The 12,849-nt window shown below is 61.3% G+C and carries 11 protein-coding genes and 1 pseudogene; all 12 read left to right on the forward strand.

The annotated features are described in order from the left end of the window. Positions 1-16: 16 nt before the first annotated feature. The 12 genes and pseudogenes from HX830_RS09970 to HX830_RS10025 all read left to right on the forward strand — a co-directional run bounded on the left by HX830_RS09970 (position 17) and on the right by HX830_RS10025 (position 12,836). Entirely contained in the window at positions 17-1,273 is a 1,257-nt protein-coding gene (locus HX830_RS09970) for a serine hydrolase domain-containing protein (RefSeq protein ID WP_218171240.1), read from the forward strand. 159 nt (positions 1,274-1,432) lie between these two features. Continuing rightward, on the forward strand, positions 1,433-2,701 hold the full coding sequence (locus tag HX830_RS09975) for an HD domain-containing phosphohydrolase (protein ID WP_177099966.1): 1,269 nt from the start codon (positions 1,433-1,435) through the stop codon (positions 2,699-2,701). A 715-nt stretch (positions 2,702-3,416) separates the two neighbouring features. Then, a pseudogene (locus HX830_RS32460) lies at positions 3,417-4,019 on the forward strand (methyl-accepting chemotaxis protein); the annotation flags it as partial. A 12-nt stretch (positions 4,020-4,031) separates the two neighbouring features. Beyond that, positions 4,032-4,400, forward strand: a complete 369-nt coding sequence (locus HX830_RS09985; RefSeq protein ID WP_103498642.1) for a response regulator — start codon at positions 4,032-4,034, stop codon at positions 4,398-4,400. A 31-nt stretch (positions 4,401-4,431) separates the two neighbouring features. Next, a complete protein-coding gene (locus HX830_RS09990) occupies positions 4,432-4,749 on the forward strand; it encodes an STAS domain-containing protein (protein ID WP_177099968.1) in 318 nt (105 codons plus the stop codon). A 16-nt stretch (positions 4,750-4,765) separates the two neighbouring features. Continuing rightward, complete coding sequence (locus tag HX830_RS09995) at positions 4,766-6,907, forward strand: chemotaxis protein CheA (protein WP_177100228.1); 2,142 nt, start codon at positions 4,766-4,768, stop codon at positions 6,905-6,907. Between the two features lie 677 nt (positions 6,908-7,584). After that, on the forward strand, positions 7,585-9,330 hold the full coding sequence (locus HX830_RS10000) for a methyl-accepting chemotaxis protein (RefSeq protein WP_442757370.1): 1,746 nt from the start codon (positions 7,585-7,587) through the stop codon (positions 9,328-9,330). Positions 9,331-9,333: 3 nt separating this feature from the next. Next, the gene (locus tag HX830_RS10005) at positions 9,334-9,843 is read left to right on the forward strand and encodes a chemotaxis protein CheW (protein WP_177099972.1); all 510 of its coding nucleotides are present in this window, start codon (positions 9,334-9,336) and stop codon (positions 9,841-9,843) included. Between the two features lie 90 nt (positions 9,844-9,933). After that, the gene (locus tag HX830_RS10010) at positions 9,934-10,461 is read left to right on the forward strand and encodes a chemotaxis protein CheW (RefSeq protein WP_177099974.1); all 528 of its coding nucleotides are present in this window, start codon (positions 9,934-9,936) and stop codon (positions 10,459-10,461) included. Beyond that, on the forward strand, positions 10,458-11,261 hold the full coding sequence (locus tag HX830_RS10015) for a CheR family methyltransferase (RefSeq protein ID WP_177099976.1): 804 nt from the start codon (positions 10,458-10,460) through the stop codon (positions 11,259-11,261). The genes HX830_RS10010 and HX830_RS10015 overlap by 4 nt, the downstream gene beginning before the upstream one ends. Next, positions 11,200-11,775, forward strand: a complete 576-nt coding sequence (locus tag HX830_RS10020; protein WP_371317486.1) for a chemotaxis protein CheD — start codon at positions 11,200-11,202, stop codon at positions 11,773-11,775. Before HX830_RS10015 ends, HX830_RS10020 begins: the two co-directional genes overlap by 62 nt. Then, positions 11,772-12,836, forward strand: a complete 1,065-nt coding sequence (locus tag HX830_RS10025) for a protein-glutamate methylesterase/protein-glutamine glutaminase (RefSeq protein ID WP_177099977.1) — start codon at positions 11,772-11,774, stop codon at positions 12,834-12,836. The genes HX830_RS10020 and HX830_RS10025 overlap by 4 nt, the downstream gene beginning before the upstream one ends. The last annotated feature ends 13 nt before the right edge of the window (positions 12,837-12,849 follow it).

Raw genomic sequence — 12,849 nt, forward strand, 5'->3', positions numbered from 1 at the left:
TATCAAGAGTCTGCTTATGAGCCGCCGACTTCAACGGATTGCAGGGCTGGCCAGCCTGGTGCTCGGGGTTTCACTTCTCTGCCATGCCGCACTCGCCGCTACGCAGGCTGGCGCCGCCGCTGTTGAAGTCCAGCCGTCCCCTGGCCGCTTTCTCTTCTGGACGCCCGCAGAGCAAAGGTTCGGCTACCGCAATATGGAGCGTATTTTTCCGACCCGCGTTGTATCCCGTGGCACCGCTGCAGTCTTCGAGCTACCGCGTGCCAAGGGCGAGTTGGCTGTGAACTTCGTCCACCATGGCCGCCCCCTGGATACCGCCACCTTTATGCGCGACACCAACGTCGAAGGACTTTTGGTGATTGACCACGGACGCGTGCTGCTCGAGCGTTATGGTCCGGATCTGACGGCGAATGAGCGCTGGACCTCCTGGTCCGTGGCCAAGTCGATTACCTCCACCCTGCTGGGTGCCGCGATTCAGGATGGTTTTATCCACAGTATCGAAGATCCGGTCACGCGTTATTTGCCTGAACTGTCCGGGAGTGCCTACGACACCGTGACGATCCGGCAACTGTTGACCATGACCTCGGGTGTGCGCTGGAGCGAGGATTATCGTGACCCATGTTCTGATGTGAACCAGTTCGCGCATTTGTCGGAACATCCAGGCCATTCGATCCTGGATTACATGGCCGGGCTGCAACGCGAGGCGCCTCCGGGGACGCGATTCGTCTACAAGACCGGAGAGACTGATCTGATCGGGCTACTGGTCAGCCGTGTCACCCACAAGGGGCTTGCCGACTACCTGTCGGAGAAAATCTGGTCCCGCACCGGGATGGCCCGTGATGCGGTGTGGGCTCTGGATGCCAGGGGCAGCGAGCTGTCCGGCTGCTGTCTGAGCATGACACTGGAGGACTTTGGGCGCTTTGGCCTGTTCTTCATGAACGGCGGCCGTGCAGGCGGGCAGCAGGTTTTGCCGGCGAACTGGGTGAGTGAGGCGACCCACTGGGAGGTTCGCGGCGATACGGCGAATCTTGGCTACGGCTTCCAGTGGTGGATCGGCGTGGACCAGACTTATCAGGCCCTCGGTATCTTTGGTCAGGCCCTGTACTTCGACCCGCGACATGAATTGCTGGTAGTGGTCCTCGGCGCATGGCCCAGCGCCTCGGACAAGGAGCGTTTCGCGGAACGCCAGGCGTTCTTTGATGCGGTCGGCAAAGCCGTCTCTTTGGCGTCGCCAGCTAGGGATTTTCCTACCCCGTCCCCGTTATCCCTACCCTGAAATAGGGATGCTCCGATGGCGGGGCCTCCCGCATATCGACGATATTTTTTCATGCCAGTCAGGTTCTCCGTCATGTTCCACAGCGTGCCGGCTTGTTAGGCGAGGGGCGCACCGGAGCACTCGACGAGGGCTTGTCGCTACCTGAAAAGGGGCTTGAGCGTGCTGAAAAAAATCGTCGTGGCCGATTTGGGCGTCGGCATGTATATCCAGGAGCTATGCGGTCCCTGGCTCGATCACCCGTTCTGGAAAAAAAGCTTTCTGCTTGAGGATGAGCAGACCCTGGAGAAGGTCCGGGATTCGTCCATTGCCTGCGTCTGGATTGACCTTTCCAAGGGAGCCGATACGCCAGTGGTGGGGCCGCATGAGCCTTTTTCCCCGGATGTGGCCGTCGCTACTGTTGTGCCTATCGCGCCGGCCCTCCCGTGCACGCCCAAGCCTGAGCGCGCGCGGGTGGCGATGAGCGACGAACTGGTGCGGGCCGCCAACGTCTGTTCCAGGTCCAAGGCCGCGGTCATCGAGATGTTTGGCGATCTGCGCATGGGCCGGGTCATCCAGATGGATCATGTGGCCGACATGGTGCGGGATATCTCCGACTCATTGATGCGCCATCCGGATGCCCTGATCAATCTGGCCCGACTCAAGAACGCCGATGAATACACCTATATGCATTCTGTGGCGGTCTGTGGATTGATGATCGGCCTGGCCCGCCAGCTGGGTCTGCCGCCGCTGCTGGTACAGGATGCCGGGCTCGCCGGCCTGCTGCACGACATCGGCAAGATGACCATACCAGAGGCGATCCTCAACAAACCGTCGGAGTTGACTGACGGCGAGTTCGAGACGATCCGTTCGCACCCGGAGGCCGGGGTGCAGTTGCTGGACAGCAATCATTTCAGCTTGCGGGTGCAGGATGTCTGCCTGCACCACCACGAGAAGGTCGACGGTAGCGGTTATCCCCACAAGCTGCGGGGTACCCAGATCAGCCTGTTCGCACGCATGGCCGCGGTCTGCGATGTCTACGACGCCATTACCTCGGACCGTCCCTATCGTCGCCATTGGGGCCCCGCCGAGTCGATCCACAGAATGGCTGGATGGGATGGGCACTTCGACCAGATGGTGTTCCATGCTTTTGTCAAATGTGTCGGGATCTATCCGGTGGGGGCGTTGGTGCGCCTGCGTAGCGAGCGTCTGGCGGTGGTCATGGAACAGAACGCCGATTCGTTGCTCATTCCCAAGGTGAAGGTTTTCTATTCGGTATCGCGCGGTATGCCCGTGACCCTCGAGGTTGTGGATCTGGCGAGCGGGCAGGACGCGATCATCGGCCTGGAGCTGGAGAAAAACTGGAACTTCAAAAATCTCGAGGCGCTTTGGACAGAGGGTGCTTGTAGGGATTGTCCTAGCTGCCGTCCTGCAAATCCTAGCTGTAAATAGGGATGCTCCGATAGGTGCGGTGATGTTACCGGGCCATTATTTCTCCAGGCAGCCAGAACCCTCGGTACACCACTTTCAGCAGATGTCCGAGCGGCCTTCCGGTTTTTCTGAGCGATCCTGATCTGGAGAGACGAAGGTGAAAGGACAGACACTGGTTTCCCCCGTGAATATGACACTGCTGCCGGCGGTCTTGAGTGGCGCCCTGGGTTGCCTGGCGATCCTGCTCAGCATCGGTCTGAACGGTCTGGCCCTGGGCAGCAGTGCCGCAGTACTGGTGGGGTCCTTGCTGATCGGCACTCTGGCGCTGCGCACCTTGAGCTCCGTGCAACGGCGCGAGGAACAGGCGTTTGAATCCTTGAACAGGCCTTTGCCAGCGTCGCCGGATGAGGGCTTGGCCGAGGTCTGTACCCAGGTTCTGCCGATCTGGTGCCGCCAGATCGACGCGGCCCGCAGCCTCAGCGAAGAGTCGATTCTCAAACTCAGCAATCGTTTCGCCACGCTGTCCGGTGATATCAGTGCTTCGGTTTCCAAGGGCGCCGGGCAGAGTTCCGGGACCAGGTTGGTGGAGATCCTTGAGGTCGGTCAGCGTGACCTGGACGCGATCATGGTCGAGTTGCGCGGCGCTCTCCTGCGCAAGGAGTCGGAACTCAAGGAGGTCCTGCTGCTGTCCGAGTTCACCTCACAGTTGCAGGAAATGGCCAAGTTTGTCGGTGATATCGCCCGGCAGACCAATCTGCTGGCGCTTAACGCGGCGATCGAAGCGGCCCGTGCCGGTGACGCTGGCCGCGGTTTTGCGGTGGTGGCGGACGAAGTGCGCAAGCTGTCGAGCCTGTCCGGTGATACCGGTCTGAAAATCAGCGAGACAGTGAGCACGGTCAATGCGGCGATCGCTCGTACGGTCGAACTGTCCCGGCATCAGGCGCAGCAGGATTCGCAGACCCTGGCCCATTCGGAACAACTGGTGTCCCAGGTGATCGAGCATTTTCGGCACAACGCCCAGGCCATCGTCGACACCAGCAGCGGCCTGCAGCAGCAGAGTGAAAATGTCGCGAGCGAGATCGCCGGGGTGCTGGTCGCCCTGCAGTTTCAGGATCGGGTCAGCCAGATGCTGAGCCTGGTCAACAACGACCTCGGCAAGCTGCGTGACCAGGTCAGCGAACGTCAACAACTCAGCGAGGCCGGTGCCACGCCGCCACCTATTGCCGCCCATGCCTGGCTCGAACAACTGGCCAGCACCTACACCATGCCCGAGCAACACGCGATTCATCACGGCAAACCCTTGGCCGGCAGTGCTTCATCCGACATCACCTTTTTCTAGGGAGTACCCCCCATGAGCAAAACCATTTTGATCGTCGATGACTCTGCCTCCATTCGCCAGGTGGTCAGCATCACCCTGAAAGGCGCTGGTTACGAAGTGATCGAGGGCTGCGATGGCAGAGATGCCCTGAGCAAGCTCGACGGTCGCAAGATTCATCTGATCGTCAGCGACCTGAATATGCCGAACATGGACGGCCTCAGCTTCATCAAGGCCGCCAAGCAACTGCCGGCCTACAAGTTCACACCGGTGATCATGCTTACCACCGAAGCGGCCGAGTCGATGAAACAGCAGGGCCAGGCCATCGGCGCGAAGGCCTGGATGGTCAAGCCCTTCCAGCCGGCCCAGATGCTCAGTGCCGTGTCCAAATTGATCATGTCGTAGCCGTCCAGGGCCCCCTGGAAAGGAGATTGTCATGCCACACACCGTGCCTTGCCTGCGTCGGATCCTGGTCCTTGAGGGACCGCTGACCATCTACACCGCGACCGAGCGCCGGGACCTGCTGCTGGAGCTGTTTCCCCTTGCCGAAGAGGTGGAAATGGACCTGGGCAGTGTCGACGAACTGGACACCGCCGGGCTGCAATTGCTGGTGCTGGCCAAGCAGGAGTCGATCCGCCAGGGCCGCACCCTGATCCTGAGCAATCACAGTGCAGCGGTACTCCAGGCCTTCGATTTGAGCGGATTGCATCGCTATTTCGATGAGGCGGGTACAACTGCCGCCCAGAGGGGCTGACGTCATGAGCGCGCCGATGAACCTGGACGATGTGCTGCAGACCTTTATTGCCGAAAGCCAGGAGCTGCTGTTGCTGATGGAGGACGCACTGCTGCGGATCGAGCAGGTCCCCGATGACGTCGACACGATTAACGCGCTGTTTCGCGTGGCCCACACCATCAAGGGGTCCGCCGGTCTGTTCGGCCTGACCCCTATCGTCGCCTTCACCCATGTGGCGGAAAGCGTGCTGGACCGGGTGCGCGGTAATGAACTGCGGGTGGACGAGGCACTCAGTGCGTTGTTCCTGCAGGTTCGTGATCATCTGGGCGAACTGATCGAGCTGCTGGCCCGCCATGGCGATCTGCAAGGTATGACCGCCGATCACGAACGGCAGGGCAGTGCCCTGGTGGCGCTGCTCAATGGTTATCTGGAGCCGTCTCTTGAGCCGGAACAAGGGGCGGTCATGGTCATACCCGCGAGCGATTCGACGGGAGGCTTGCGTCATTGGCACTTGTCACTGCGTTTCGGTAGCGATGTGCTGCGCAATGGCATGGATCCCTTGTTCTTTCTGCGCTACCTCAAGAGCTTCGGGCAGATCACCCAGGTTGTCTGCATGACCGAGGGCCTGCCGGAGGTGGCGGCGATGGACCCTGAGAGTTGCTACCTGGGTTTCGAACTGGGGTTTGTCAGTGAAGCCGATCAGGCGACCATCGAAAGCGCTTTCGAGTTCGTTCGCGAAGACAGCCAGATCTGCGTGTTGCCGCCGGAGCGCCAACCGGCGGATTTCCAGGCGCTGATCGAGCGTCTGGGCAGCGATCCGCAAGCTTTGCTGGAGGTGTTCATCGCTTGTGGTTCGCTGACCCGCGAAGACTGGCAGGCGGCGACTCAGGTGCCGTCCGCGACGTTCATGGCAGCCCCCGAGGTCGTGCCGGACCAGCCTCTGCCTCAAGGCGACGGTCTGTCCAGAAGCAAGCCGGCCAGGGAGGCACGCTCGGTCGAGGGCAACCTGATTCGCGTCGATGCCGGTAAGCTGGACCAGTTGATCAACCTGGTGGGCGAACTGATCATCGCCGGTGCCGGTGCCAATCTGGTGGCGGCGCGCACGGGCATCGGCGAGATGATCGAGGCCGCCAGTTCACTCTCGCGTCTTGTCGAGGAAGTGCGCGACAGCGCCCTGACCCTGCGTATGGTGCAGATCGGCGCCACCTTCAACCGCTTCCAGCGGGTGGTTCGTGATGTCTCCAAGGAGCTGGGCAAAGACATCGTCCTTGAGGTCAATGGGGCGGAAACCGAACTGGACAAGACCGTGGTCGAGCGCATTGGCGACCCCTTGACCCACCTGGTGCGCAACGCCATGGATCACGGCATCGAAGCCGTGCAACTGCGCCGTGACCGGGGCAAGCCCGCCCAGGGCAGCGTTCGACTCAACGCCTATCACGAGGCCAGCAGCATCGTCATCGAAGTCTGCGACGACGGCGGCGGCCTGAACAAGCAACGGATCCTGAACAAGGCCCGGGAGCGGGGGCTGCTGGCCGAAGGGCAGGTGCTGGCGGACAAGGACATTCTCAATCTGATTTTCGAGCCCGGCTTCTCCACCGCCGAACAGGTCAGCAGCCTGTCCGGGCGGGGCGTGGGCATGGACGTGGTGAAGCGCAACATCACGGCGCTGCGGGGCAGCGTCAACCTGGAAAGCGAGGAGGGTGTCGGCACCACGGTGCGTATTCGCCTGCCGCTGACCCTGGCAATCATCGATGGTTTTCTCATCGGGGTTGGCAAGGCCTCTTATGTGGTGCCCCTGGACATGGTCGAGGAGTGCATCGAGCTCAACGCCGATGATTGCAACAATCAAGACTATCTGGACCTCCGGGGCTCGGTGTTGCCGGTCTTGCGTCTGCGGGACATGTTTGCCATCGACGAGCCGAACCCGGGCCGTGAAAACATCGTGGTGGTGCATTACGCCGGCGTTCGGGTAGGGCTGGTGGTTGATCAGTTGCTGGGAGAGTTCCAGACCGTGATCAAGCCGCTGGGCAAATTGTTCGGCACGGCCCATGGATTGGGAGGTTTCACGATCCTGGGGAGCGGCGCGGTGGCGCTGATCCTGGATATTCCCAACCTGCTCGGGCAGGTCGCCAGCCAGCAGAAACACGGCGCGACCCTCTGCCCTGAACTGACTCAATAGTCTTTCCCTTGGAGTACAGCCTCATGACCGTCAAAAAGAATATCTCGCTGTTGGTCGCCTCCGCCCTGCTGGGTATCCTGATCCTGGGCGGGGTCAGTCTCTATCTGATGGGCGGGGTCAGAACCATGGCCAGCTATGCCCAGGTCAATACGGTGCCGAGCATTGTCCTGTTGGACCAGGTGGCCGAGACCCTGGCCGATAGCCATGTTCATCAGTGGCAGAACCTTTCCACGCCGCTCGACAGCCGCTTGTCGTGGGTCGACAAGACCCAGGCGTCGGTGACCCAGGCGCTGGATCGTTATCAGAAGGAGTTGATCTCCGATGATCACGACGCAGCGTTGCTCAATAGCCTTCGAGCCCGCCTTGATGAGTACAACCGTGGCCTGGAGCGTTTTGATAGCTTGCTCAAAAATGGCGATCAAGCCGCCGTGCGCGGTCTGCTGCTCGACAGCCAGGCGGCACAAGACAAAGTTACCGCGGCCTTGAGCGATATGCGCCAGTACAACCTGGAGCTGGGCAGCAAAGCGGCGTTGGCCGCGACCGGGACCGAGCAGACCGCGTTCTACATCGTTTGCCTGGTGGGTGGCGTGACCTTGTTGATCACTATCCTGTTGGGCTTTTTCCTGGCGCGTAACCTGTTGCGCTCCCTGGGCGGTGAGCCGGATGAAGTCCGGGCTCTGAGTGAACGCCTGGTCGCCGGTCAGTTGGAAGCCTTGGCCAGCGGTGGTGCCGTGAAGTCGGGCCTGCTGGGTTCCATGCAGCAACTGGGCGGTACCCTGAACCAACTGATCACAGAAATGAACCACATGTCCGCCGAGCACGATAAAGGCGATATCGAGGTGCATATCGAGGCTGGCCGCTTCGCCGGAAGCTACGGGCAGATGGCCCAAGGGATCAATGCGATGGTCAATGGCCATATCAGCGTGAAGAAACAGGCCATGGCCTGCATCAAGTCGATCAGCGAGGGCGACCTGGGGGCGCCGTTGCAGGCCTTCCCTGGGAAGAAAGCCTTTATCAACGTCACCATCGAACATCTGCGCAGCACGATCATGACCTTGATCGAAGAGATGAACCGGATGTCGGACCAGCACGAGAAAGGTGACATCGATGTACAGATCGATGCGCAGAAATTCCAGGGTTCATACCGTCAGATCGCCCAGGGCATCAACGACATGGTCAACGGCCATATCAGCGTGAAGAAACAAGCCATGGCCTGTATCCGTGCTTTCGGTGAAGGCGACCTGTCGGCTCCACTGGCCCGTTTCCCCGGCAAGAAATCCTTCATCAATGACAACATCGAACAGCTGCGCAGCAATATCCAGGCGCTGGTCGAAGACACCCGCCGGCTGAGCGAGGATGCCGTGGTCGGCAAGCTCGACACCCGCGCCGACAGCACGCGTCATCAAGGTGATTTCCGCCGCATCGTCGAGGGGATCAACAGCACACTGGACTCGATTGTCGCCCCCCTCAGCGAGGCGATGGAAGTCATGGCGGCGTTGTCCAGCGGCGACCTGACCCGCAGCGTCAAGGGACACTACCAGGGCAGCCTGCAAGATTTGAAAAACTCGGTCAACGAAACGGTGGGCAAGCTCTCGCAGATCATCGGTGAAGTGCGCAGTTCCGCCGACTCGCTGTCCAGTGCTTCGGAAGAGATTTCCGCCACCGCGCAAAGCATCAGCCAGTCGGCGTCGATGCAGGCCGCGTCGGTCGAGGAAACCTCGGCGTCGCTGGAGCAGATGTCGGCATCGATTGCCCAGAACACCGAGAACGCCAAGGTCACCGACGGCATGGCGGGCAAGGCCACCAAGGAGGCCAGCGAAGGGGGGCAGGCGGTGAAAGACACGGTTTCGGCGATGAAAACCATTGCCGAGAAGATCGGTATCGTCGACTCGATTGCCTATCAGACCAACTTGCTGGCGCTCAACGCGGCGATCGAAGCGGCCCGTGCCGGTGAGCATGGCAAGGGCTTTGCGGTGGTGGCAGCGGAAGTCCGCAAGCTGGCGGAACGAAGCCAGATCGCGGCCCAGGAGATCGGCCAGGTGGCAAAAAACAGCGTCGCCCTGGCGGAGCGTGCAGGCAGCCTGTTGGATGAGATCGTGCCTTCGATCACCAAGACCTCCGACCTGGTCCAGGAAATTGCCGCCGCGTCCGAAGAGCAATCCATCGGCTCCGAACAGATCAACGGGGCGATGTCGCAGATGAGCCAGATTACCCAGCAGAATGCCTCGGCCTCCGAGGAACTGGCCGCCACGGCGGAGGAAATGAGTAGCCAGGCCGAGCAGTTGCAGGAACTGATGGGCTTTTTCACCCTGCAGGGCGGGGCGGCGGTCGCCCCCGCGCTGCGTGTGGCCCCTTCCAGCCAGCGGGGCATGCAGGACCGCGAGCATGCCCATGAGGGCGGCTTCATTCGCTTCGGGAGTTAAGTCATGAACACAGCCGCCAGCGTCCTCGAACCTGAGGCGCAGAACCCGGGAGAGAGCGAGCCCTCACAGTTCCTGACGTTCACCTCGGCCAGGGAGGCCTACGCCATCGATACCTTGTGCGTGCGCGAGATCATCGAGTACGGCCAGGTCACCCAGGTACCGATGATGCCGGACTTTATCCGCGGGGTGATCAACCTGCGGGGTGCGGTGGTACCGGTGATTGATCTGCAGGCGCGTTTCAGCAGAGGCATCACGCGACCGGGCAGCCGTACCTGCATCGTGATCCTTGAGGTGTTGCAGGACGGCGACTCGCAGGTGCTGGGTATTGTCGTCGACTCGGTCAGCGAGGTGATCGAGATCGACCTGACCGACATCAAGCCGGCCCCGGTGATCGGCAATCGGATCCGTGGGGATTTCATCCGCGGCATGGTCCGGGTCCGGGGGGAGTTCCTGACCTTGCTGCAGGTCGACCAGGTGCTCTGCGTCAGTGAGATCGCCGGTCAACTGCACTGAACGCTGTCGATCCGGCGCCGGGCAAGCGGGTGCCGCTGTCCAATCTTGATAAGGGACCGGCCGTTCAAGGGCGGTCCCCGGGAGTGAGCCATGTCTGAATCCATTTCGCCTTTGCGGCAACCACAGGACGCCGTGCCAACCCAGTACCTGACGTTCAGCCTGGGTCAGGAGATGTTTGCCGTTGGCACCTTGAGTGTCCGGGAGATCGTCGAATACGGCCCGATTACTGCGCTGCCACTGGCACCGCCGAGCATTCGCGGAGTCACCAACCTGCGTGGCGCGGCGATTCCGGTGCTGGACCTGGGGCTGCGTTTCGGCGGCGGCCTGACGCAGCAGAGTGCCCGCACCTGCATCGTCATGTTGGAAACCCGCGGGGCGGACGGTTCCGGTCTGGTGGGCATCATTGTCGACGCGGTCAGCGAGGTGCTGGAGATCGCCCGGGATCAGATCGAGCCCGCGCCAGCCCTTAATGGGCGCCTGAGCCCGGCCTTCATACTGGGTATTGGCAAGCTCAATGGCGGCTTCGTCCTGTTGCTGGACATCGAGCAGATTCTTGGCGCGGACGACTGGTCGGCTTTGCAGTCCCAGAGTGCCCTGACACAAGGACTGGCCTCATGAATGTGATTCTTTCAGACAATGAGTTCCAACAATTTCGCACGATGATCCGCGAGATTGCCGGTATCAGCATGTCCGACGCGAAGAAGCAGTTGATCAGCGGTCGCCTGGCCAAGCGCCTGCAGTATTTCAAGCTGACCAACTATGGCAGTTATTATCGCCTGCTGACCAAAGACAAGGTCGAACTGCAGATGGCCGTGGATCTGTTGACCACCAACGAAACCTATTTTTTCCGTGAGCCCAGGCACTTCGAATTCCTCAAGGACGTCATTCTCCCCGAATTGCGGGGCCATGCCCCGGTGCGGATCTGGAGTGGTGCCTGCTCCACTGGCGAGGAGCCTTACACCCTGGCCATGGTCCTGGCCGACAGCCTGGGTTCGCGGCCGTGGGCGATTCTCGCCTCGGATATCAGCACGCGTGTGCTCGACAAGGCCCGCACCGGGCGTTATCCGCTGGATGCCACCAAGGGCATCCCCGAAGCGCTGCTGAACAAGTATTGCCTCAAGGGCGTCGGCAGTAATTCCGGCATTTTCATGGTGGATCCGGCGTTGGCGTCGCGTATCGATTTCACCGCGCTCAACCTGAACACCTCGCTGCCCGCGGTGGGGCAATTCGACGTGATTTTCCTGCGCAACGTGATGATCTATTTCGACAACCAGACCAAGTCCCAGGTGGTGCAGCGTCTGCTCAAGCACCTCAAGCCTGGTGGTTACTTCGTCATTAGCCATTCGGAGAGCCTGAATGGAATTACCGATGATGTGCAGTTGGTCAAACCATCGATCTACCGCAAGCCCGCGGCCTGATGCACCCGAGGTGGTGGAGCACTTCCTGCAGCCCGGTGAAGTGGTGTTCGGCGGCCGGCAGTTGCGGCTGCGTACCTTGTTGGGCTCCTGCGTGGCCCTGGTGCTGTGGCATCCGCAACGCTTGCTGGGGGGGATGTGTCATTACATGTTGCCTTTGCGACGCGGGCGGGATGCCGGTGACTTGAACGGGCGTTACGCGGCCGATGCGCTGGCGCTGCTGTTGACCTTCATTCGTCAAGCCAAGGCGCGGCCCGAAGAGTTCGTCATCAGCGTCTTTGGTGGTGGCGACATGTTTCCCAGTGTCCGACGCCACGACGGTGTCGGCATCGGCGAGCTGAATGTGAATGCCGCCCGGCGGTTGATCAAGGCTCATGGCCTGCGCTGCGAGGTGTATCACGTGGGTGGCCAGGGCTATCGCAGCCTGGTGTTCGATGTGGCCAACGGTCGCCTGCAACTCAACCATACGGACTCGGCCCCAGGCCAGGTCGGGCCCCCGAGGAGTCGTGCAAGATGACGGATATCAAGGTATTGATTGTCGACGACTCGGCGGTGGTGCGTCAGGTATTGAGCGCGACCCTGGGCCAGGCCAGCGGGATCGAAGTCATCGGTGTTGCCGCTGATCCGCTGTTCGCCATGGAGAAGATGAGCAGGCAGTGGCCGGATGTGATCGTGCTGGATGTGGAAATGCCGCGCATGGACGGCATCACGTTCCTGAAAAAGCTGATGGCTGAACATCCGACACCGGTGGTGATCTGTTCGACCCTGACCGAGAAGGGCGCCAAGACCACCTTGCAGGCCCTGGCGGCGGGAGCGGTGAGTATTGTCACCAAGCCCCAGTCCAACCTGCGTCAGTTCCTGAACGACAGCACCGATGAGCTGATACATGCGGTCAAGGCCGCGGCCAAGGCCAATCTGAAGCGGGTCCTGGCTCCTGAGGTTCTGCCCAGGCTCACTGCCGACGCGATCCTGCCGGCGGGTAGCACAGCCATGGCACGCACGACCGAGAACATTGTCGCCCTGGGCACTTCCACTGGCGGTACCCAGGCCCTGGAGCAGGTGCTCCGAGTGTTGCCCCGGGTCTGCCCGGGCATTGTCATTGTCCAGCACATGCCGGAAAAATTTACCGCGGCCTTTGCCGACCGTCTCAACCAGGTCTGCGAGATCGAAGTCCGCGAGGCCCGCCACGGCGACCGGGTGATGCCGGGGCGTGCATTGATCGCCCCAGGGGGCAGCCATATGTTGGTCAAGCGCAACGGCGCGCAGTATCAGGTGGATATCGTCGACGGTCCTCCCGTCAGTCGGCACCGGCCCTCGGTCGATGTGCTGTTCCGTTCGGTCGCTCGGGGCGCGGGCAGCAATGCCCTGGGAATCATCATGACCGGTATGGGCGATGACGGTGCCCGGGGTTTGAAGGAAATGCGCGATGCCGGCGCCAGGACCCTCGGGCAGGATGAACCGTCGTGCGTGGTTTATGGGATGCCGCGGGAGGCGCTCAAGCTGGGGGCGGTCGAGCGGGAGTTGCCGCTGGAGCAGATCGCCGGGGCGATTCTCGGCATCTGCGGGCACGTTCGCTGAGGGCCGCGGGGTC

Origin of the sequence: Pseudomonas gingeri (genome assembly GCF_013385425.1) — a bacterium.
Lineage (GTDB): Bacteria > Pseudomonadota > Gammaproteobacteria > Pseudomonadales > Pseudomonadaceae > Aquipseudomonas > Aquipseudomonas gingeri_D.

Excerpts from the sequence above, each read along its gene's own strand:
- HX830_RS09970 (WP_218171240.1), top strand. The coding sequence starts at position 17 with ATGAGCCGCCGACTTCAACGGATTGCAGGGCTGGCCAGCCTGGTGCTC.
- HX830_RS09985 (WP_103498642.1), top strand. The coding sequence starts at position 4,032 with ATGAGCAAAACCATTTTGATCGTCGATGACTCTGCCTCCATTCGCCAG.
- HX830_RS09990 (WP_177099968.1), top strand. The coding sequence starts at position 4,432 with ATGCCACACACCGTGCCTTGCCTGCGTCGGATCCTGGTCCTTGAGGGA.
- HX830_RS09995 (WP_177100228.1), top strand. The coding sequence starts at position 4,766 with ATGAACCTGGACGATGTGCTGCAGACCTTTATTGCCGAAAGCCAGGAG.
- HX830_RS10005 (WP_177099972.1), top strand. The coding sequence starts at position 9,334 with ATGAACACAGCCGCCAGCGTCCTCGAACCTGAGGCGCAGAACCCGGGA.
- HX830_RS10010 (WP_177099974.1), top strand. The coding sequence starts at position 9,934 with ATGTCTGAATCCATTTCGCCTTTGCGGCAACCACAGGACGCCGTGCCA.
- HX830_RS10015 (WP_177099976.1), top strand. The coding sequence starts at position 10,458 with ATGAATGTGATTCTTTCAGACAATGAGTTCCAACAATTTCGCACGATG.
- HX830_RS10020 (WP_371317486.1), top strand. The coding sequence starts at position 11,200 with ATGGAATTACCGATGATGTGCAGTTGGTCAAACCATCGATCTACCGCA.
- HX830_RS10025 (WP_177099977.1), top strand. The coding sequence starts at position 11,772 with ATGACGGATATCAAGGTATTGATTGTCGACGACTCGGCGGTGGTGCGT.